Genomic DNA, 20,287 nt, shown 5'->3' on the forward strand with positions numbered 1-20,287 from the left:
ATGAAAAAATCTGGATATGATTCCCTATTTGGGAGCGGAGGGAAGTTTCACGTAAATGAAAAAGGCTATTACGGAGAATTTGGAGGCGCGTTCATCCCCGAAATGTTATACCCCAACGTAGAAGAACTACGCCAAAAATATTTGGAAATCATGAACGAGGAATCCTTTCAAAAAGAATTCCATCAGCTCTTAAAGGATTATGTGGGGCGGCCCTCACCATTATATCTTGCCAAAAGACTTTCGGAGAAGCATGGTGCAAAAATCTACCTAAAACGAGAGGACCTCAACCATACCGGGGCCCATAAAGTGAACAATACCGTTGGCCAGATATTGATGGCCAAAAGACTGGGAAAGACCCGTATTATTGCGGAAACGGGAGCGGGGCAACACGGTGTGGCCACGGCAACCGTTTGTGCCCTAATGGGTATACACTGTGTGGTATATATGGGCGAAATCGACATTGCCAGGCAAGCTCCCAACGTGGCCCGTATGAAAATGCTCGGCGCCGAAGTTAGACCGGCTACTTCCGGGAGCAAGACCTTGAAGGATGCCACGAACGAGGCCATTCGCGACTGGATCAACAACCCCGTGGATACCCATTACATTATTGGATCGGCCATTGGGCCACACCCCTACCCAGACATGGTAACCCGTTTCCAATCGGTTATTTCCGAAGAAATAAAATGGCAGTTAAAGGAAAAGGAAGGCCGGGAAAACCCGGATTATGTGGTAGCTTGTATAGGTGGTGGCAGTAATGCCGCCGGGACCTATTACCACTTTTTGGATGAACCTGAAGTAGGCATTATTGCCGTAGAGGCGGCCGGAAAGGGTATCGATTCCGGGGAAAGTGCCGCTACATCGGCCTTGGGGAAAATCGGGATTATACATGGTTGTAAGACCATGCTCATGCAGACCGCGGATGGTCAGATTACGGAGCCCTATTCCATATCAGCAGGTCTGGACTATCCCGGGGTTGGCCCCATGCATTCGCATTTGTATGTATCGGGGAGGGCGGAATTTTATTCCGCCACCGATGACGAGGCTATGACGGCAGGTCTGGAACTCTCGCAATTGGAAGGAATCATTCCTGCCATCGAATCCGGGCATGCATTTGCCATTTTTCAGCACAAAAAATTCAAGCCGGACGATGTGGTAGTCATGAGTTTATCCGGAAGGGGCGATAAGGATTTACAGACGTATATAGATTATTTTAAAATATAGATGTTAGACATAAGATATTAGAAGTAAGACCCATAATGCCGGTCAAACAATATCCACAAAGCTAACATATCATTTCTAGCATCTCATATCTCTTATTCATGAACAGAATACAACAAAAATTAAGGGAAGACAAGAAACTATTGTCCATCTATTTTACCGCTGGATATCCAGCGCTAGACGATACAGTAGAAATCATCGAGGATTTGGAAAAGAACGGCGTGGACATGATAGAAATTGGTCTACCGTTCAGCGATCCGTTGGCGGACGGACCCACTATCCAGGAGAGCTCCACCGCAGCTTTAAACAACGGAATGACAACGGATGTTCTGTTCGATCAATTAAAGGATATAAGAAAAACTGTGTCCATACCCCTTATCATCATGGGCTATTTTAACCCGGTACTTCAATATGGCGTTGAGAAATTTTGCAAGAAATGCCAGGAAATTGGTATCGACGGACTCATTTTGCCCGATTTACCTTTGGATGTCTATGATTCCGATTACAAAGCGATTTTTGAAAAATATGGATTGTTGAATACGTTTCTCATTACCCCGCAAACGAGCGACGATAGAATCCGCCAAATTGACAAAGCCTCCAAAGGGTTTATCTATATGGTAAGTTCCGCAAGTGTTACGGGTTCAAAATCCGGATTTGGTAAAGAACAAGAAGCTTATTTTGAGCGGATAGCTGCGCTTAAGCTCGCTAATCCACAAATTGTAGGCTTTGGCATCAAGGATGCCGAAACATTTGAAAAGGCCACTCGCAAGGCCAAGGGAGCGATTATTGGGTCGGCCTTTATTAAATTCCTAACGGAAAATGGCACAGGAAATATCCATAGTTTTATACATAAAATACGATGAGCTTCATAAACGATTGGCGGGTCATTATACTCTTATGTTTGACCCTTGGCCTGGCCCCCTTTTTTCCTGAACCACATCTTTGGGGCAAAATACGGTGGATACTGGGAGGGGCCAAAGGAATGGCAATTATGGATTGGTTCGATGTACTTTTACATGGTTTTCCTTATGTATTGTTGCTTCGGAAAATTGTACTTTCTCTACTAAAAAAGTAGTTTCATTTCAATTGGTAGCCCTATCTTTAGGCTTCACTTTTTCAATTAGTCAGCTACTACTATATGATAAGAAGCGTTATAACCTTCGTATTTTTCATTGCCACCATAACCAATATTCTGGGGCAGGATTCCATCAAATTAAAATCCCAGGTGCGTAAAACCATCGATGAACTAAAGGATTTTGTGGCCCTACCCAATGATGCCCTAAATCCGGAAGATATAGATAATAACATTATTTGGCTTCGGAATAAATTCAATGCCCGTGGTTTTAATACGAGTATTCTAGAAACGGAAGGACTGCCCCTATTCTTCGCAGCGCTCCCCATGGACGATGCCAAACCCACCATACTTTTTTACATGCATTTTGACGGCCAATCCGTTGATGCGTCCAAATGGAATCAGAAAAACCCCTACGTTCTGGAATTAATGTCCAATAAGGAAGGGCAATGGCAGAAAGAATCCTTTGATGCCTTGGATACCGATATCAATTACGACTGGCGCCTTTTTGGCCGTTCCACTTCAGATGACAAAGGGCCAATTGTAATGTTTTTGAATACGATAGACCTGTTAAAGGAAAATGGTGTTACCCTTCCTTTTAACGTAAAGGTGATATTGGATAGTGAGGAGGAAAAAAGTAGTGCCCCTTTACCAAAAGCGGTGAAAACCTATCGCGAACTTTTGGAGGCCGATTTTCTGGTAATAAATGATGGGCCGGTACACGCATCGGGCAGACCTACGGTGGTTTATGGATGCCGAGGTATCACCACCTTGTCACTTACAGCATTTGGCCCAATTCATCCGCAGCATAGCGGGCATTATGGGAATTATGCCCCAAACCCGGGTTTTATACTCTCCAAATTATTGGCTTCCTTTAAGGACGACGCAGGTAGGGTCATCATCCCGGGATATTACGATGGGATAGTTTTGGACGAAGACACCCAGACTATTTTAAAAAGTGTTCCGGATAATGATACCGAAATTAGAGAAAGACTTCAATTTAATTCTGCCGATAAAGTGGGGGCATTCTACCAAGAATCCTTACAATATCCTAGTTTGAACATCCGAGGACTGGGCTCCGGTTGGGTAGGTGCCGAAGCGCGGACCATAGTACCAGCATTGGCCACGGTGGAATTGGATTTGAGATTGGTACCGGAATCGGATGGAAACCGACTCAAAAAATTGGTGAAGGATTTTATCAGGGATCAAGGTTTTTACGTAACGGACACGGTACCAACGAAGGAAGAACGTTTAAAGCATGAAAAAGTAATCATGGTAACCGAAGGTTCCGTTACCGATGCCTTTCGCACAGATTTGAGCGATCCTTATGGAAACCACATTGTAAACACCTTAAAGGACACTTTTGAACAGGATGTAGTGCAGATCAGAATCATGGGGGGAACGGTACCCATTGCCCCTTTTGTGAACGAACTTCAGATTCCCGCATTCCTAGTGCCCTTGGTGAATCCTGATAACAACCAACACAGTCCCAACGAAAATCTAAAAATCGGTCAGATTGCCTACGGAATTCAAGCCTTTTATGCGCTGTTGAGCACACCCATGAATTAACGGCTATTTTTTTAAATATATTAGAAATACACCATTGGCTCCCCTTGAGCCATATAACGTCGCATCTTCACCTTTCAATAATTTTATGGATTTGACTTCCGCTGGATTTATAAAGGATATGCTTTGCACAAAACTATCATCTACCAAAAACAACGGTGTAGTATCCCCAAAAGAACCTTTACCCCTAACGACAATATCCGATCCATTGACCACTATACCCGTGAACATTTCCCTTATCAATTGGTAGATGTCTGCATAATCCTCAAATCTTGAAGGGTCAATGGTTCCCTTTCTATAAGCGGTAGTATTGAATCCTAAATCCTCCAATTGACGCTCCGTTAAGACAATATGCTCCTTGGGAAAAACAAATTCTACACGCTCTTCCCCATCATAAAACAGGGTAGCCATTCCATGCTCAGTTGAATATATAGAAAGCGTTTTGGTTTGATTTGAAATCTTTGTTTTGAAAACACCCTTTTTATTGGTTTGGACAAAAGTCTTAACCGAATCCTTATAAAGAATGGCCCTTTTTATAGGAGAGCCAAATCCGTCCAGTATAATACCCTCTATATGTATTTTATCGGATGAGCGCCGTTGTGATTGTAAGAAACCTGAAATCAATAGGAAAAAGATAAATAGATATTTCATATAAAAGTTATAAGATACTGGTTCAAAGACTAGTAAACAATTCAAGTAATTCCAAAACAACTAGATTCAAAAAAAATGGAAAGCAATGATGACTATTTGGTCGTTCTAAAGAATAAGATACAAATTTGTACCATATTAGGAGAAATAATAATTATTATCCAATTGAATTAGAACCTATTTCTCAAGACTTTAACATCCAATAACAAAGGTTTAATGGGGCATTAACGGAGTTCTCGACCCATATTTATTATCTTTTAGTTGAATCAAGAAAACAAAAAATATGGGAATAATTAAGGATAAAAGAAAATTTAAACGAACAAAGGAACAGGAAAATCCTACAAATCCGACTGGCAATACAAGAATCGATACCAATAAATTCGATATCGAAGAAAAGACAATAAAAGACCAGCAGAACAAAAAATAATTGTCTGAATAATCATAATACAAAATCCCGGCTGCTATGCCGGGATTTTGTATTATGAATTTAAACCTAGTTTTATGCAGAATTCCTACTCGCGTTGATATTCCCGTAAAGTGACCGGGTTACAATCTTTTCATAGAGTTCCTTTTGCTCCGCCCCTTGGCTTATTTTCTGAAGCGCATATTGCTGGATGACCAATAATGGCAATACGATATCTTCCCTGATTTTTATGGATTCCCTGGATATGGCCTCCTTCTCCATGAGGACTTCCATACCGGAAAGTTGCAATAGCATCTTTTTGGAAAGCTCGTACTCCTGCAATAAAATCTCCCAAAAAGCCCCATATTCCTTATCCTCCTTCATGTAGCTTGTCAGTTCAAAATAACACTTGGAAAGGCTCATCATACTGTTCATCATCAACGCCTGAAAAAATGGGACCTCGTCATATAGTTTTTTGGCCTCATCGAATCGGCCTTCATCTTCCAATTTTTTAAGGGCCGTACCTATTCCAAAATATCCGGGAACATTCTGTTTCAATTGGCTCCAAGAACCCACAAAGGAAATCGCCCTTAAATCTGACAGTTCCAATTTTGCCTTGTTCCCACGTTTGCCCGGCCTACTCCCAATATTGGCCTTTGTATAGTATTTCAAGGTACTCATGTTTTCCAGATAAGGCATGAATTTATCATGGTGCTTTAAGGCGTCGTACTTCTCAAAGCTCAAATCGGAAAGTTCCTCGATCAAGGCCCTGGATGCATCGGAAATCGTAATCTCCTTACCTAGAATGGAATTGGAAAGTCCGGCCGTCAACAATTGTTCGCTGTTATAAATAAACTGCTCCTTGGTGCCATAGGTACTGGTGATCGTCTGCCCTTGGATCGTCAATTGAATTTCATTATTGGCCACTTTGCTGGTCTGTGCCGCATAAAAACGATGCGTCTTACCACCACCCCTAGCCGGTGGACCTCCCCTACCATCAAAGAAAATGGCATCCACACCATTTTCTTCACAGACCCCTGACAAAGACTCTTTGGTTTTTAAGATGGACCAGTTTGCCTTGAGGTAACCACCGTCCTTGGTTCCATCTGAAAATCCAAGCATAATGGTCTGCTTGTCTCCCCTGTTGGCAACATGTTCCCGGTATTTCTTCAAACCGAACAACTTCTGCATGGTGGTTTCGGAATTGTCCATACCTGACATGGTCTCAAATAAGGGTACGATATCAAAGGTTATTTTTCTATCGGCCCAACCGCACCATCTGAATAATCCATAAACAAACAGCACACTGAAAATATCCTCGGAGTTGCTTATGATATATCTATTGCATCCTTCCTCCCCATTTTTTTCCTGAATCGTCTTCAATTGGGAAATATTGACTATGGTATCCTTTACGATATCCTCGGAGAAATCCTTTGCCGAAAGTTCAAAATTCTCATAAAGCAAAATCCTGACCAGTTCATCTTCGGACAATTCGTTCAAGTCCTCTTTAATAAATTCTTTTTGTTTCAGCACTTCTGTCATTACCTTGGTGTGCATGCTGTGATCTTGACGGATATCAATGGTCGCAAAATGGGTCTTAAAGATTTTTACCTTATCGATGAACTTATCCAAGTCCTTTAAATACAAACTGTTGTACTTGTCGATCAAGGCTTCGCGTATTTGGATCAATGGATTTATAATTTCATCATAACCAACATCCTTGGTACTATCGAACATGGCCGTATAGAGATTGGAACGTAGTTGGTTCAAGGGATCTTGGACGGCTTTAAACGTCAATTTATGCTGCAATCGCTTTAGGTCATTATAGTAGCACTTCATTAAGTTTAAACGAAGTTCGTTCATGACATCCTTGGTAATTTCCGCGGTTACAAAGGGATTACCGTCCCTGTCGCCCCCAGGCCAAAACCCGAGTTTTACTATATTGTGGTTCTCGAACTTCTTTGAACCTGTACTTCCCTTTATATAGGAATAAAGGTCACCTATGGCATCATAATACACATGTCTCAAGGTGTAAATAATGTTCTTGGCCTCATCCAACGGGGTAGGTTTTTTTGCATTTATCAAAGAGGTAAGGCCCAATTGTTGTAAGGCCACATCGATTTCATCGATACGATCCTCGAGAATCAGCGTCCGTAAATTTGTAATGATATCAAGAACCGCCGGTGTGTAAAATTGGGTAGGGTGCGCCGTCAATACAATGCGCGCACTAAAATTATCCAGTTTTTCACCAATTTGGTCCCAGGCCCCATTGCGTTCCACCAATTGAAAATAATCCTTCAAGGACAATGAACTGGAATGTTTGTGCAATTTTGGAAAAGCGGCATCCTCCACACTGTCGTACAGTACTACTTGGCGTTCCACATACTGGATTACACGGAACATAAAATCGATTTTTTCCTTTTCCGTTTCCAAACTACCGAACTTTTCGAAGAACATATCCAATATTTCCCTTGGGTTAAGGCCCTGTTTTAGACCTTTTTCAGATTGGTCCATCAGTAAAGGAATCAACATGCCCACATTATCGATATTACTGTATGGCAAATTTAGAAATAGACTATTGTAAACATTGAACTTATTTTCAACGGATTTTTTAAATTCTTCCAATCTTTCCGACTGCTGCATATTTCAAATAATTTTTTCAATTAATAAGATTGCCTTCCCTCCTTCCTACATCCATAAAGATCGATATTCTATGGAAATTGAAAGCACGAAAATGCTTAAATAACAAAATAGATTTCCTTCACCACAAAAACAACAGTTTTGACAACAATAATTAATCCAAGCCAAAAAACCGACTTAATTTTACATCGTAATCAAGTAAATAATTTTTTCATTTTCATATAGTGTTCTCGTAAAAGAGTCTTGCCGCAAAAGCAAGGCTCTTTTTAGTTTTAAGGGTTTAGAAATGTTTGGCGTACTGGAGCACCCTAAAATCTACTGTATTAAAATTGGGGTTGGCCGCTTTCATTTCTTTGTATTCTGGAATACTGCCCACTGCGCGATTTGCAGCGCCGGATGGTGCGATCAAGGATACCGTTTTAATTGCATTGTTGGTTTTAGGATGCACAAATTCATGTATCCTTGGAACTTCATTCGATTTCAACTTCAATTGCAATCCATGGTCCTTCAAGTGTTTTCTAAAAAAGTACTCCGGGCCGTTCTTACTGTTGCCCCCCGTGAATAGCAATGTTTCCACGGTAGGATATTTTTCCAAATAAAAGAGAAGGTTTCTAAGTTTGATATTTTGCATTCCCAAATCAGAGGCATCTACTTTTTCTCGTTCCGCCGATGCAACAATATCACAAATCCCTATTCTGTTCCTGATCAAAAATTCCTTTCGTTGCACAATAGCCCTTTCAGAGGTTTCAAAAAGTAGGTCCAGTTTAAAGATTTCGTTCAAAATAGGCCATAACTGTCCATCTCTGCTTCCATAACAGAAATTCACATCGCCCTCCCTTAGGGCTCCTGTAGTGAATCTTGGTGGCGGTAGGGTACCAACGATCAATTTTTTTACGCCTTCAAAAAGAAAAGGTTCATAGGGATGTGTATGTAGAAACAAACTATTGGATATTGAGATTAGGAAGCCAAATCTATTGAAATAGGCGTTTAACTCCAATTTTGTAACTTTAGGAAGTAATACCATTTCTGGCCTAAGCGACCAAAAACATTTGGAGCTAGGCATCCATGTGCGTGGAAGCACAACAGGAGTTTTAAATTTTATAAATAAGTAAAGTTCCTTGGAGCACGTCCGCAAGGCGTTCGATGGAAACGAACTTTTAATCTTGAGTTAAACATCTGGGTACAATAACCGTTGGCTTTGCCAATAAAAACGAAAATGATATGGGAAAAGGGGACAAAAAAACAAAGCGCGGAAAAATTGCCAATAATTCATACGGGGCAAGAAGACCTAGAAAAATAAAGAGAAAACCCTCCGTTGAGGAGAAAATTAAAGTCGGGAAGAAGAAATAGGTTTAATAGTCTATCCTAAAGTTAAAATCAATTTGGTTTTCATCATCAAGACCCAATTCGTAGGTATAAAAGCCTACTGGCAATGAATCTATAATGAGAACCCTAGGGGTATATTCGAAAGTTGCTGAATCTGACACAATGGTCAAGCCCATTTCTTCCGGAGCCGAATCAAAAGCATAATATTCTGAGAATTCACCTGCCAGTACATTTTCGTAAATCGTATCCTTTTCGGTCACCCTGACTTCGCTGAAATTGAAATCCGTATCGTTCTTTATACGGATGTTTACCTTGTTCACATCATCGTCGCGATCGGTACATGATAAAAGGACTGCGGAAAATATAGCGAAAACCAGTAGGAGCCTTTTCATTTTTTTTAGAGTAAGAATAAACTATACTAGCAGAACGAAAAGAAGGAAAATATATTATTACCGGATAAAGACAGGTTCGTTTTCCTTAACTGTATGTTCCTGACTGAATTGATAATCATCCAAATCGAATCCTTTGATATCTTCTAGAGTCGATGCCTTGGAGTCCAGAATATAACGAACCATGGAACCACGGGCTTTTTTGGCAAAAAAGCTTATGACCTTTAATTTATCGTTTTTCCAATCCTTAAAAACGGGACTGATGACAGGAACTTTTAACTTCTTGGTGTCCAGTACGCTAAAATATTCGTTGCTGGCCAGATTCACGAACAGCTCCCCATCTTCCAATTCATTGTTCAAGTGTTCCGTAACCTCCTTTTTCCAAAAATCATAGAGGTTCTTTTTCCTACCTACTTTTAAGGAGGTACCCATTTCCAATCGGTACGGCTGAATTAAATCGAGGGGTTTGAGAATACCATAGAGTCCGGATAATATGCGTAGGGTATTCTGTAGGTCATCAAGCTTTTCATCCCGGATGGTATACGCATCCAGCCCTTGATACACATCACCATTGAAGGCAAATACTGCTGGTCTAGCATTTTCTTTGGTGAAGGGAACGGAAAAATTTTGATTGCGCTCCCAGTTCAATTGGGCCAGATTATCGGAAATTGACATCAATTCTGACAGGACCTTAGGTTTTTTCTTGGCCAGCACTTTATTCAGCTGCTGGGCTTGCTTTAAAAAATAGGGTTGGGAAAATCTATCGGTAGGCAAGGTACTTTCAAAATCCAGTGATTTTGCAGGAGATATTACTATCTTCATAAGTTTAAAATTAGGTAAATAAATTGATTTTCAAACACTTAATTACGTATAGATATTTTACTTTCCACAACAAATCCCTCGATGAGGGTTTCATTTGTTTCTGTTGTTTCCGATGGCAAACATCAATTTCTCAGCTTCAAAAATATGTGATTTTTGTCCGTTCAAAAACCGATATCAAAAAAGAGTTTTGATAGTCCTATCGACTTACTCTATAAACCGGATTTAGCGTAGCTGCGCCACTTTTCTATGCACGTCTGCATATCCTCAGGGATAACGGAATCAAAGCGCATTTGCTGGCCCGTCACCGGATGGACAAATCCCAATGTTTTGGCATGTAGTGCCTGTCTGGGTAAAACCTTAAAGGCATTTTCTACAAACTGTTTATACTTGGTAAAGGTGGTCCCTTTCATGATTTTGTCGCCCCCGTAGCGCTCGTCGTTAAAGAGGGTATGGCCTATGTACTTCATATGGACCCTTATTTGATGGGTCCTACCGGTCTCCAATTTGCAGGATACCAAGGTTACATAGCCAAGACGTTCCAACACCTTATAGTGGGTGATTGCCTCCTTGCCATCGGAACCATCAGGAAAAACGTGCATCTGGAGTCGGTTTTTGGGATTCCTGCCAATATTTCCACGAATCGTTCCTTCATCATCCTCCACATTTCCCCATACCAATGCGATGTATTCCCGCTCAGAGGTCTTGTCAAAAAACTGTTTTGCCAAATGGGTCATGGCCGTTTCGGTCTTGGCGATTACCAATAGCCCTGAAGTGTCCTTGTCGATCCTATGGACCAACCCCGGTCTCTCGCTGCTATTTGTGGGTAAGTTTTCAAAATGATAGATCAGGGCATTTATAAGTGTACCGGAATAATTCCCGTGCCCAGGATGTACCACCATGCCCGCGGGCTTGTTCACCACCAAAAGGATATCGTCCTCATAGACAATATCCAAGGGAATATTTTCCGGCACCAATAAAAATTCATGGGGCGGATGTTCAAAAAGTACCTTTACCTCATCCCCTGCTTTTACCTTATAGTTACTTTTTACAATCGCATCGTTTACCCAAACATGGCCGTCCTTGGCGGCTTGCTGTATCTTGTTTCGGGTGGCGTTTTCAACAAAGTTCATCAAGAATTTATCCACCCTCAATGGATCTTGTCCCTTGGAGGCTACAAACTTGTAATGCTCAAAAAGATCGTCGTTATCCTCTTGCTCCGAATTTACTATTGAAGTCATAATTATTCCGGATCATCCTCAATGACAACACTTCCCGGCACGTTGCCGTTACCGCAAATCAACTCAATTTTAGAGGTTTTGGGCAGCTTATCCCCTGGCTTGATATCCTTTCCCTTATATTTTATGTAGTAGACCATATCCTTTCCCAATTGGTCTATATAGGTTACACGTTGGACATCCAGACCAACGGCTTTTAACATGGACGATGCGTTTCGCTTGGTTACTTGGATAATTTTGGGCACGGTCACCTTTTTATATCCGGACGGATTTACCGTAAAGTATATCTTTCTATTGCTTTTGACCTTGGTACCGGCGGATGGATTTTGCTCAATAATCGAAAATCTTGGATAATCTGGATTATAATTGGCCGAGTCCACAACTTCATAGCGCAAACCGGCACTTTCCACTTTTTGGCGCATTTCCATTACCGATAGTTTTGAAAAATCCGGTACTTCTACAAATTCCCCATGGTTGGTGGTACTGTTAAGCCATCTTAAAACCAAAAAGATCAGTATCAACAAGATACCTAAGGCGAGGCCTATTTGTATCAGGAAAGTTTTGCTCTTTAAAAACCTTAAAAAATTTCTCATGTATTTTTAAATTGGTACAAATATAGTAAATGCCGTTTTACAAATAGGGTACATCATTTTTGATAAATAATTGGCACTCGCCGGCATACTGGTCTTTTTTCTTTTATGGGAATAATCCATCTTTGTAGCCTAAACTTCTATTTCATCCATGAAGAAAAATATAGCGATTATTATGGGCGGGTATTCAAGTGAATACAAGATTTCCTTGAAGAGCGGCAACGTGGTCTACGGTTATTTGGACAAGGAAAAATTCAACTGTTTTCCCATTCATATATTCAAGGATAAATGGGTGTATGTGGATGAAAAAAATGAAGAAACCCCGGTAAACAGACACGATTTTTCCATCGAAATAAACGGTAATAAAGTGAATTTTGATTGTGTTTTCAATGCCATCCATGGTTCACCAGGAGAAAACGGACTCTTGCAAGCCTATTTTGAACTGTTGGATATACCACAGACCTCCTGCGATTTTTACCAATCGGCACTTACCTTTAACAAGAGGGATTTATTGAGTGTTTTAAAGCCGTATGGCATTAAATGCGCCCCATCCTTTTATTTGAACAAAGGCGACGCCGTGAATGAGTATGAGATCATTGAAAAAGTAAAGCTTCCCTGTTTTGTAAAGGCAAATAAATCCGGTAGTAGCTATGGAATCTCAAAGGTTTACAAAAAGGAAGAATTGAAAAAAGCGATTGAAGTGGCCTATGAGGAGGACGATGAAATAATCATTGAAGGCTTTTTGAGCGGCACTGAGGTATCCGTAGGGGTTATCAAATATCAGGGAAAGACTAAGGTACTTCCGGTTACCGAGATTATCTCAGAAAATGATTTTTTTGACTATGAGGCAAAATATGAAGGTAAATCGCAGGAAATAACACCCGCAAGAATTTCAGAAACACAGGAGGCGAATGTATCAAAATTGGCAAAAAAAATCTATGAGGTTTTGAAAATGAAAGGATTTTCAAGAAGCGAATTTATTTTTATCGGAGATGAACCGTATCTCTTGGAAGTAAATACCACACCCGGTCTTACCACGGAGAGTATTCTGCCACAACAGGCCGCCAAGGCGGGAATATCCCTTTCAGCTCTTTTTGAAAATGCCATCAATGAGGTTTTAGGATAAGCTGTTTCAGGGCAAGTCCGTTGGCTTAGGCTGAAAACTATTTTAGTTTTAGGATAAACTCCTGGGTCTTGAAACCTTTGGCGGAGGCAATAAAATGAGTATTTTTAAAATGAATCTTAGTTCCATTTTATGAGGCGCGCAATTTTTCCAGGATCTTTTGACCCACTTACACTAGGCCATCATGACATCATCATGCGTGGCATCACGTTGTTTGATGAACTTATTATAGCCATTGGTAAGAATGCCGAAAAAAAGTACATGTTCACCCTCGAAGAGCGGGTTACCTTCATTGAAAAGGCCTTCGTGAACGAACCTAAAATAAAGGTTTTGACCTATGAAGGCCTAACCGTGGATTTTTGTAAAAAAGTAAATGCAGGTTTTATTTTAAGAGGTCTAAGAAATCCGGCGGATTTTGAGTTCGAAAAAGCCATTGCGCACACCAATCGGAAACTTTCCGAAATTGAGACCGTATTCCTGCTAACCTCTTCCGGAAAATCCTATATCAGCTCGTCCATCGTGCGGGATGTAATCAGGAACGGGGGAGATTATACCGGCCTAGTCCCTGATTCTGTCAAGGTTTCAAAATAAAGTTTGCCACTTAGTCCAATGCTTACTCTTTTAAAAAAATTTTGGAATCAAGCCACAAATCCCTTTAATTTTTTCCAATTGTAAGAAAATACCACAAAAATTCATATGTTCACAACATTTATAAAATAAATTTAACATCAACCGATATTTTTGTAAGAAATTACATATATGTTGAAGGGCCTAAAGATTCAATCTACTTCGTACTTAATAAAGCAACTACCTACACTAACAGTATTTGTTGATACGGATTTTAATATCATCCATGCTTCGGACAAATGGCTTTTTACTTTTGGAGAGAAAAGCACCAGTACCATAGGTGATAGTCTTTTTAGCGTTTTTTCTGAACTAAATTCTAAATGGAAGAAGGTATTGATGGGGTGCTTTGAAGGAAAATGTAGTCCCATTGGAATTCAAAAATATACAGATATATCCAATCAAGTTAAGTGGTACAAGTGGTCCAACACTTGCTGGTATGATGAGAATGAGAATATTATTGGCGCTATCATTCAGATGAACGATGTAACTGATGCCGTAGAAAATGAACGAGAATTAAGAAAAACAAAAGTACAGTTAAAGCAACATTCCGAAATTTCTAAAACCGGTAGATGGGAGTACGATATTCAAAAGGACGAAATAACTTGGTGCGATACTACAAAGGCAATCCATGAAGTACCCTCAAGTTTTGTCCCCAGATTGGATACCAGTATTCAATTCTACAAAGAGGGTTATAGTAGAAATGCTATTTCCATGGCCGTTTTTGAAGGTCAGGAAAAAGGAAGGGCATGGAGCCTAAAATTACAGATCATTACAGCAACAGGAAAAGAAAAATGGGTGTTGGCTACCGGAAAACCATACTATGAAAAAGGAAAACTTATAGGTTTCACCGGAACCTTCCAAGATATAGACGAACAGGTATTAGCCAACAATGAGATCAAGAAAAGTGAAAAACTATTAAGAACATTAATAGATAACCTTCCATTGAATGTCTATGTAAAGGATATTAACTCCAAAAAGATATTGGTCAATAAAGCGGAGTGCATCTATTTAGGGGCCAAAAATGAATCAGAACTTATTGGGAAAGATAATTTCGACATTTATGATATTGAGACGGCAAAGAAATTTACGGAGCAGGATATGAAAGTAATGTCTGATTTAGTGCCTATCCTAGGAGAAGAAGTGGTAAGTATTGACAAGAATGGGGTCGAAACGACCTTTTTGACATCCAAAATTCCCTTGCTAGATGAAAGGGGACGGGCAAATGGACTTATAGGTATCAGTGTTGATATAACATCCATAAAACAAAAGGAAAAAGAATTAAGAAATCTCATAGACGTAACTTCCTTGCAAAATAAAAAAATTATAAATTTTGCCCATATTGTCTCTCATAACCTTAGGTCCCATAGTGCTAATTTTTCGATGCTCCTTGACTTTTTACGACATGAAAACGATGAAGATGAAAAACAAAAAATTCTGGGAATGCTCAACAATGCATCAGGTAATCTCTTAGAAACTATTGAAAATCTTAATGAGGTATTGGCGATAAACACCAACATTAATGTTGAAAAAAAGGTAATCAACCTTTTTGATAAATTAAAATCAGTTGAGAAAAATTTGGCCAATGTTATTTTCGAAAACCAAGCGCAAATTGAATCGGATTTTCATTTAGATCAAACCATAAAGACAGTACCTGCATATTTGGAAAGTATTTTAATGAACTTTATTACCAATGGGATAAAATATAAACACCCAGAAAGAAAACCCGTTATTTCACTGAGTTTGGAAAAAGGCAAACTGGTTTCCATATTAACAATCAAAGATAATGGACTGGGAATAGATCTAATGAAATATGGAAATAAGCTTTTTGGAATGTACAAAACCTTCCATGCTCATGAAAACGCTAGGGGTATGGGACTTTATATTACAAAAAATCAAGTTGAGGCTATGGGTGGTAAAATAGAAGTTGAAAGTAACGTCGGAGTTGGAACCACATTTAAGATTTTTTTTAATGAGGAAATTTAAATTTATAAGCATAATAGATGACGATCCAATAACTATATTCGGTATTAAAAAATTGCTAAGCTGTGTTGTGGATTGTGATAGTATTGAAGCGTATAAGGATGGTAAAATAGCCTTTGATACAATTAGAAAAAAGTTCGAGCATGATGAGGATATTCCAGAGGTAATTTTTTTGGATATTAACATGCCCATTATGGATGGATGGCAATTCTTAGAAGAATTTATTAAGTTACCGATTAAAAAAAGGATAAGGATTAATATCGTAACATCTTCAATTGATCCATTTGACAAAGAAAAATGGAGTTACTTCAAGGATAGCACACACCACGTTATAACTTATAATAACAAACCGATAAACCGGGAGGAAATAGCAGAAATGACCAAAGAAGCTTAATTCTGAAGTTGGATGTTTTTGGCTATTTTTGCAAGAAATCCATTGAATTATAGTAATTAGTGATGTAGTTTTTTGCTATGAAGAAGCGTTTTATACTACCTATCTTATCCCTTATATTTCTTGCCTGTGAAACCAAGACAACAAATGTTGCCCTAGACCTCCCTACTACATTTGAAACATCCAATGGCACAGAAACGCCTACTTATGAAGAAGTAATTGATTTTTACTTGAAGTTGGCGAAGGAATTTCCTGAAATAAATATCCAGACTATTGGTAAAACGGATAGTGATCGGCCGCTGCACTTGGTTACCTACAATAACGATAGAGATTTCAATTTCAGTAAAATAAACAAGGAAAAAACAGTTTTATTCATCAATAACGGAATCCATCCAGGAGAAAGTGATGGCATTGATGCCACGATGCTGTTGTATCGGGATTTGGCGAGCGGGAAACTATCGCCACCCAAAAATACCGTTTTGGTAACAATACCCATATACAATGTTGGCGGCGCGTTAAACAGAAATTCCACCTCCAGGGCTAATCAGAACGGACCTAAATCCTATGGTTTTAGGGGAAATGCTCTCAATTATGACCTAAATAGGGATTTTATTAAGTCCGATACAAAAAATGCAAGAACTTTTGCCCATATTTTCCATTTGGTAAAGCCCGATGTTTTTATTGACAACCATGTTAGCAATGGGGCAGATTACCAATACACCCTGACCCATCTGTTTACACAACATAACAAACTTGGGGGCGAATTGGGTCCCTATCTCCATGAGCGGTTCATGCCGGCCCTAGTGGACTCTTTGGCCAGCGATAATTGGGATATTACACCTTACGTGAACGTTTTCAACAAGCCACCAGAGGTTGGTTTTACCCAATTTATGGACCATCCCAGATACTCCACAGGCTATACGACCCTATGGAACACTTTGGGCATGATGGTAGAAACGCACATGTTAAAACCGTACAAAACAAGGGTAGAAGGTACTTATGAGCTAATGACAAAAATGCTTGCCCTAAGCGAAATTGAAGGCGCCAAGATCAAGGAATTAAAGAGCAAATCCAACGCGGCTTTTTTAGAGAAAGACCATTATCCAATTCAATGGGTTATTGATAGTACAAAAATCTCTAAAATTGATTTTAAGGGCTTTCAAGCCGATACGGTCATTAGTGGGGTCACCGGATTTAAGCGATTGAAGTTCGATAGGGAAAAACCCATAACAAAGGAGGTTACCTATTACGATTATTACAAAGCAGAGGACTCCATACAAATCCCCGAAGCATATATAATTAAAAAACAATGGAAAGAAGTTATTGACCTATTGAGCACAAACGCAATTAAGTTTAGTGTTGTCGAAAAGGATACGGTCAAAAATGTGGAATCCTATACCATTGATAGCTTTGAGACTCGGAACCGACCTTATGAAGGGCACTATCTACACTACAACACTAAAGTATTGGCCACAGTTGAAAATATTTCATTTGAAGCCGGGGATGTATTGGTACCTACACAGCAGGAGGGCATCAGATATCTATTGGAAACCCTGGAACCAGAAGCAGTGGATTCCTTTTTCAACTGGAACTTCTTTGACACCATATTACAGCAAAAAGAAGGGTTTTCACCGTATGTTTTTGAAGATACCGCCCTCTTAATGCTACAAAACGATTCGGTATTAAGACAAGAATTTGAGTTTAAAAAACAGAATGATACGACATTTTCAGAAAATTGGTACACCCAACTTGACTGGTTGTTCAAGAAATCCGAGCTCTATGAAAAAGCCCATAATCGATATCCAGTATACAGGGTCTTGAAAAAGTGATGTAGTTTACCATTAGTTCGAACAGCATTGGCCTAATCCCCTTCGAACAAAATTTTAATGTTCACATAGGAGTTCTGTAAGGCCTTTTGAATCTTTTTGGGTCCTTTCCATTTCACCTTAACGATTCCCTCCTTTTTTTCGGGTTTCAGTTTTCCTGAATAATCGGTCTTCATAGCATACCAATGCACCTGCTTAAGTGTTATGGCGCCATTATTTTTGAAAATGTGGTAAGTCGTCCTAAGAAAATTCTCTACTCGTAAACCCTTTACACCGGTTTCTTCCATAACTTCCCTTACTGCACAGTCCTCAATGGATTCTCCCTTGTCCAGCTTACCTTTGGGCAAATCCCATTTATCGTTCCTATAAATAAACAAGACCTTTCCCAATGGATTCGTGACCACACCCCCGGCAGCAACGACCAATGGGATTTCCTGTGTAAATTTTTTTAGGATTTCTTCCGAATTGGGATGATAGATGTAGGCCTCAGTAAGCTTTTTCTTTTTTAATGCCTTAATGGCACTGTTGATAGATTCTTGATTCAGAAGAAAATACTCGCCACCAGCTGTTTCGGAGAGTTTATTTGTTAAAATCAGAGGCAGTTCATTAACAAAAACTTTATACATTTGCGACATGGTTTTAAACAAAAACACGGCTAAAAAAACAGCTGAGCTTCTGCTGCAAATTAATGCAATTAAATTGAAACCCGAAAATCCTTTTACATGGGCTTCAGGCTGGAAATCCCCTATTTATTGCGACAACAGAATCTTACTTTCGTATCCTAGCATTCGCAACTTCATAAAGGACGAAATGGCAAAACAGGTAGAGTCCCATTATGGGAAACCCGATGTAATCGCGGGCGTAGCTACAGGGGCCATTGGAATGGGAGCATTGGTAGCGGATGCCTTGGGACTCCCCTTCATTTATGTGCGACCGGAACCTAAATCCCACGGTAGGCAAAACCAAATTGAAGGCTACCTGGAACCACACCAAACGGTCGTGGTAATCGAGGATTTGATTAGTACCGGAAAAAGTAGCTTAAATGCCGTGGATGCCTTGGAGGCCTATGGTGCTAATGTAAAAGGAATGTTGGCCATATTTACCTATGGTTTTGAAACTGCCACCTTAAATTTTGCGGAACGAAAAGTGGAACTCTACACTTTGAGCAATTATGAGTATTTGATCGAGCAGGCATCTGAAACCAACTACATCAAGGACGAACAACTAAACACACTAATGCAATGGAGGAAGAATCCTTCAAAATGGTTACAATCTTAATATGTTTATAGAATCGCCCAAATCAAGAGTATCCAAGAGTAAGGAAGAAACTTTCAAATTTTTGAACGACCTGGCCAATTTTGAAAAATTGATGCCCGAGAATATCGACAAGTTCGAAGTACTGAACGAAAACAGATTTCTATTCTCCCTAAAGGGAATGCCGGAAATCGTTCTTGAAAAAAAGAATCAGCAACCCTATTCCAAACTTGTTTTGGGCGCGGCCAGCGATAAACTGCCATTCACCTTGACTGCAGATATCCATGAGCTGGAAGCGTCCAAAAGTGAAGTAACGCTGAGCTTCTCCGGAGAATTTAATGCCATGATGGCCATGATGATAAAATCGCCCATTACCAACTTCATGAACACCTTGGCAACCAATTTGGAAAAAATTTAGTAAAGCAGGGTAATTTCCTTTATATCATATTCCGCAAGGCTATCGTTCTCCAACCGTATCCTTAACTTTCCCTCATTCCCAACTCCTTGTATAATGCCGTTGAAAGTTGGTCCATCTCCAGATTTAAAGGTGCTCGCAACGCCTTTTCTGAACAGATTTGAATGATATTCGTGAAGAATAGCTTCCCCTTCACCCATTTGGAGCATTGACAAGGCTAGCTTTAAATTTTTAATCAAACTTTGCAATAACTCCTCCAAATCATAGACGGTACCCGTTTTGTTGTATAAGGAGGATGCTTTGGGGTTCCCAGGAAAATGGGACTGGTTTACGTTCAACCCAATTCCGATAATTACCGATTTTAAGGAAGTACCCACAATACTGTTCTCAATTAAAATCCCGCAAATTTTTTGGGAACCTGACATAATGTCGTTCGGCCATTTTACGGCAATCCTAGGGATTTTCAACACATCCAAAGTCCTAAAGACGGCCAAGGAAACGGCCATATTGAGCGCAAAATGTTTAGAAAGCTGGAATCCCTCCATTTTCTTCAAGACGCTGAATGTTAGGTTTTTACCAGGTTCGGTACACCAATTTCCATCCATTTGTCCCCTACCCCTTGTCTGGTTTTTGGCCCAAACGACCGTAAAATCATCTAGGTCGCCGCTTTTGGCCAATTCCTTTAAAAAGGTATTGGTAGATGCCGTGGCATCAAGTTTGATTAATCGCATATATATTTGCTAAGGGCCTATCTTTAATCTA

The 20,287-nt window shown here is 39.8% G+C and carries 22 protein-coding genes; 13 read left to right on the forward strand and 9 right to left on the reverse strand.

The window, feature by feature from the left end:
* From trpB to ACZ41C_RS02635, 4 genes are all read left to right on the forward strand, one after another.
* Positions 1-1,221 (forward strand): tryptophan synthase subunit beta, encoded by a 1,221-nt coding sequence (gene trpB, locus ACZ41C_RS02620; RefSeq protein ID WP_138259540.1) that lies wholly within the window; start codon positions 1-3, stop codon positions 1,219-1,221.
* 98 nt (positions 1,222-1,319) lie between these two features.
* Positions 1,320-2,081 carry a tryptophan synthase subunit alpha gene (gene trpA / locus ACZ41C_RS02625; RefSeq protein WP_464564116.1) on the forward strand — a complete coding sequence of 254 codons (762 nt, stop codon included), beginning with the start codon at positions 1,320-1,322 and terminating at the stop codon, positions 2,079-2,081.
* Positions 2,078-2,293, forward strand: coding sequence for a hypothetical protein (locus ACZ41C_RS02630; protein ID WP_138259538.1), 216 nt, complete (start codon positions 2,078-2,080; stop codon positions 2,291-2,293). Before trpA ends, ACZ41C_RS02630 begins: the two co-directional genes overlap by 4 nt.
* A gap of 63 nt (positions 2,294-2,356) precedes the next feature.
* Positions 2,357-3,859, forward strand: coding sequence for a M20/M25/M40 family metallo-hydrolase (locus tag ACZ41C_RS02635; RefSeq protein WP_464564118.1), 1,503 nt, complete (start codon positions 2,357-2,359; stop codon positions 3,857-3,859).
* A gap of 3 nt (positions 3,860-3,862) precedes the next feature.
* On the opposite strand, the gene ACZ41C_RS02640 is transcribed toward ACZ41C_RS02635, so the two are convergent.
* Complete coding sequence (locus ACZ41C_RS02640) at positions 3,863-4,507, reverse strand: TonB-dependent receptor plug domain-containing protein (RefSeq protein ID WP_464564120.1); 645 nt, start codon at positions 4,505-4,507, stop codon at positions 3,863-3,865.
* Between the two features lie 280 nt (positions 4,508-4,787).
* On the opposite strand from ACZ41C_RS02640, the gene ACZ41C_RS02645 reads away from it, so the two are divergent.
* On the forward strand, positions 4,788-4,931 hold the full coding sequence (locus ACZ41C_RS02645; RefSeq protein WP_162850221.1) for a hypothetical protein: 144 nt from the start codon (positions 4,788-4,790) through the stop codon (positions 4,929-4,931).
* 72 nt (positions 4,932-5,003) lie between these two features.
* On the opposite strand, the gene ACZ41C_RS02650 is transcribed toward ACZ41C_RS02645, so the two are convergent.
* Entirely contained in the window at positions 5,004-7,550 is a 2,547-nt protein-coding gene (locus ACZ41C_RS02650) for a phosphoenolpyruvate carboxylase (protein WP_464564122.1), read from the reverse strand.
* 277 nt (positions 7,551-7,827) lie between these two features.
* Complete coding sequence (locus ACZ41C_RS02655) at positions 7,828-8,487, reverse strand: uracil-DNA glycosylase family protein (RefSeq protein WP_464564124.1); 660 nt, start codon at positions 8,485-8,487, stop codon at positions 7,828-7,830.
* Positions 8,488-8,768: 281 nt separating this feature from the next.
* Between ACZ41C_RS02655 and ACZ41C_RS02660 the strand changes: the two genes are divergently transcribed.
* On the forward strand, positions 8,769-8,897 hold the full coding sequence (locus ACZ41C_RS02660) for a 30S ribosomal protein THX (RefSeq protein ID WP_138259533.1): 129 nt from the start codon (positions 8,769-8,771) through the stop codon (positions 8,895-8,897).
* 2 nt (positions 8,898-8,899) lie between these two features.
* Here the strand turns inward: ACZ41C_RS02660 and ACZ41C_RS02665 are convergent, their stop codons facing one another.
* The 4 genes from ACZ41C_RS02665 to ACZ41C_RS02680 all read right to left on the reverse strand — a co-directional run bounded on the left by ACZ41C_RS02665 (position 8,900) and on the right by ACZ41C_RS02680 (position 11,912).
* Positions 8,900-9,265, reverse strand: a complete 366-nt coding sequence (locus tag ACZ41C_RS02665) for a hypothetical protein (RefSeq protein WP_464564126.1) — start codon at positions 9,263-9,265, stop codon at positions 8,900-8,902.
* Positions 9,266-9,322: 57 nt separating this feature from the next.
* Positions 9,323-10,084 (reverse strand): peroxide stress protein YaaA, encoded by a 762-nt coding sequence (gene yaaA, locus ACZ41C_RS02670; RefSeq protein WP_138259531.1) that lies wholly within the window; start codon positions 10,082-10,084, stop codon positions 9,323-9,325.
* 209 nt (positions 10,085-10,293) lie between these two features.
* Complete coding sequence (locus tag ACZ41C_RS02675; RefSeq protein ID WP_464564128.1) at positions 10,294-11,322, reverse strand: RluA family pseudouridine synthase; 1,029 nt, start codon at positions 11,320-11,322, stop codon at positions 10,294-10,296.
* A gap of 2 nt (positions 11,323-11,324) precedes the next feature.
* A complete protein-coding gene (locus tag ACZ41C_RS02680) occupies positions 11,325-11,912 on the reverse strand; it encodes a PASTA domain-containing protein (protein WP_464564130.1) in 588 nt (195 codons plus the stop codon).
* Positions 11,913-12,060: 148 nt separating this feature from the next.
* On the opposite strand from ACZ41C_RS02680, the gene ACZ41C_RS02685 reads away from it, so the two are divergent.
* The 5 genes from ACZ41C_RS02685 (at position 12,061) to ACZ41C_RS02705 (ending at position 17,859) form a co-directional block, all read left to right on the forward strand.
* Positions 12,061-13,035, forward strand: a complete 975-nt coding sequence (locus tag ACZ41C_RS02685; protein ID WP_464564132.1) for a D-alanine--D-alanine ligase — start codon at positions 12,061-12,063, stop codon at positions 13,033-13,035.
* A 129-nt stretch (positions 13,036-13,164) separates the two neighbouring features.
* Positions 13,165-13,623, forward strand: a complete 459-nt coding sequence (coaD, locus tag ACZ41C_RS02690) for a pantetheine-phosphate adenylyltransferase (protein WP_154920727.1) — start codon at positions 13,165-13,167, stop codon at positions 13,621-13,623.
* 168 nt (positions 13,624-13,791) lie between these two features.
* A complete protein-coding gene (locus ACZ41C_RS02695) occupies positions 13,792-15,642 on the forward strand; it encodes a PAS domain-containing sensor histidine kinase (RefSeq protein ID WP_464564134.1) in 1,851 nt (616 codons plus the stop codon).
* A complete protein-coding gene (locus ACZ41C_RS02700; RefSeq protein WP_138259525.1) occupies positions 15,629-16,033 on the forward strand; it encodes a response regulator in 405 nt (134 codons plus the stop codon). Before ACZ41C_RS02695 ends, ACZ41C_RS02700 begins: the two co-directional genes overlap by 14 nt.
* Before the next feature lie 77 nt (positions 16,034-16,110).
* Complete coding sequence (locus ACZ41C_RS02705; RefSeq protein ID WP_464564136.1) at positions 16,111-17,859, forward strand: M14 family metallopeptidase; 1,749 nt, start codon at positions 16,111-16,113, stop codon at positions 17,857-17,859.
* 32 nt (positions 17,860-17,891) lie between these two features.
* Here the strand turns inward: ACZ41C_RS02705 and ACZ41C_RS02710 are convergent, their stop codons facing one another.
* Positions 17,892-18,482 carry an NUDIX hydrolase gene (locus ACZ41C_RS02710; RefSeq protein ID WP_464564138.1) on the reverse strand — a complete coding sequence of 197 codons (591 nt, stop codon included), beginning with the start codon at positions 18,480-18,482 and terminating at the stop codon, positions 17,892-17,894.
* 7 nt (positions 18,483-18,489) lie between these two features.
* On the opposite strand from ACZ41C_RS02710, the gene pyrE reads away from it, so the two are divergent.
* Both pyrE and ACZ41C_RS02720 read left to right on the forward strand, forming a co-directional pair.
* Entirely contained in the window at positions 18,490-19,134 is a 645-nt protein-coding gene (gene pyrE, locus ACZ41C_RS02715) for an orotate phosphoribosyltransferase (protein ID WP_464564140.1), read from the forward strand.
* 1 nt (position 19,135) lies between these two features.
* The gene (locus ACZ41C_RS02720; protein WP_464564142.1) at positions 19,136-19,528 is read left to right on the forward strand and encodes an SRPBCC family protein; all 393 of its coding nucleotides are present in this window, start codon (positions 19,136-19,138) and stop codon (positions 19,526-19,528) included.
* Here ACZ41C_RS02720 and ACZ41C_RS02725 read toward each other — a convergent pair.
* A complete protein-coding gene (locus tag ACZ41C_RS02725) occupies positions 19,525-20,256 on the reverse strand; it encodes a biotin--[acetyl-CoA-carboxylase] ligase (protein WP_464564144.1) in 732 nt (243 codons plus the stop codon). The genes ACZ41C_RS02720 and ACZ41C_RS02725 overlap by 4 nt on opposite strands.
* Between the last annotated feature and the right edge of the window lie 31 nt (positions 20,257-20,287).

It is taken from the genome of Maribacter sp. C-4077, assembly GCF_055378385.1.

Bases quoted from the DNA above. Each gene is read 5' to 3' on its own strand.
- ACZ41C_RS02710 (WP_464564138.1), bottom strand. From the start codon at position 18,482: ATGTATAAAGTTTTTGTTAATGAACTGCCTCTGATTTTAACAAATAAA.
- ACZ41C_RS02640 (WP_464564120.1), bottom strand. From the start codon at position 4,507: ATGAAATATCTATTTATCTTTTTCCTATTGATTTCAGGTTTCTTACAA.
- ACZ41C_RS02700 (WP_138259525.1), top strand. From the start codon at position 15,629: ATGAGGAAATTTAAATTTATAAGCATAATAGATGACGATCCAATAACT.
- coaD (WP_154920727.1), top strand. From the start codon at position 13,165: ATGAGGCGCGCAATTTTTCCAGGATCTTTTGACCCACTTACACTAGGC.
- trpB (WP_138259540.1), top strand. From the start codon at position 1: ATGAAAAAATCTGGATATGATTCCCTATTTGGGAGCGGAGGGAAGTTT.
- ACZ41C_RS02630 (WP_138259538.1), top strand. From the start codon at position 2,078: ATGAGCTTCATAAACGATTGGCGGGTCATTATACTCTTATGTTTGACC.
- ACZ41C_RS02675 (WP_464564128.1), bottom strand. From the start codon at position 11,322: ATGACTTCAATAGTAAATTCGGAGCAAGAGGATAACGACGATCTTTTT.
- ACZ41C_RS02720 (WP_464564142.1), top strand. From the start codon at position 19,136: ATGTTTATAGAATCGCCCAAATCAAGAGTATCCAAGAGTAAGGAAGAA.
- ACZ41C_RS02645 (WP_162850221.1), top strand. From the start codon at position 4,788: ATGGGAATAATTAAGGATAAAAGAAAATTTAAACGAACAAAGGAACAG.
- ACZ41C_RS02680 (WP_464564130.1), bottom strand. From the start codon at position 11,912: ATGAGAAATTTTTTAAGGTTTTTAAAGAGCAAAACTTTCCTGATACAA.
- ACZ41C_RS02635 (WP_464564118.1), top strand. From the start codon at position 2,357: ATGATAAGAAGCGTTATAACCTTCGTATTTTTCATTGCCACCATAACC.
- ACZ41C_RS02695 (WP_464564134.1), top strand. From the start codon at position 13,792: ATGTTGAAGGGCCTAAAGATTCAATCTACTTCGTACTTAATAAAGCAA.
- yaaA (WP_138259531.1), bottom strand. From the start codon at position 10,084: ATGAAGATAGTAATATCTCCTGCAAAATCACTGGATTTTGAAAGTACC.
- trpA (WP_464564116.1), top strand. From the start codon at position 1,320: ATGAACAGAATACAACAAAAATTAAGGGAAGACAAGAAACTATTGTCC.
- ACZ41C_RS02660 (WP_138259533.1), top strand. From the start codon at position 8,769: ATGGGAAAAGGGGACAAAAAAACAAAGCGCGGAAAAATTGCCAATAAT.
- ACZ41C_RS02665 (WP_464564126.1), bottom strand. From the start codon at position 9,265: ATGAAAAGGCTCCTACTGGTTTTCGCTATATTTTCCGCAGTCCTTTTA.
- ACZ41C_RS02650 (WP_464564122.1), bottom strand. From the start codon at position 7,550: ATGCAGCAGTCGGAAAGATTGGAAGAATTTAAAAAATCCGTTGAAAAT.
- pyrE (WP_464564140.1), top strand. From the start codon at position 18,490: ATGGTTTTAAACAAAAACACGGCTAAAAAAACAGCTGAGCTTCTGCTG.
- ACZ41C_RS02725 (WP_464564144.1), bottom strand. From the start codon at position 20,256: ATGCGATTAATCAAACTTGATGCCACGGCATCTACCAATACCTTTTTA.
- ACZ41C_RS02685 (WP_464564132.1), top strand. From the start codon at position 12,061: ATGAAGAAAAATATAGCGATTATTATGGGCGGGTATTCAAGTGAATAC.
- ACZ41C_RS02705 (WP_464564136.1), top strand. From the start codon at position 16,111: ATGAAGAAGCGTTTTATACTACCTATCTTATCCCTTATATTTCTTGCC.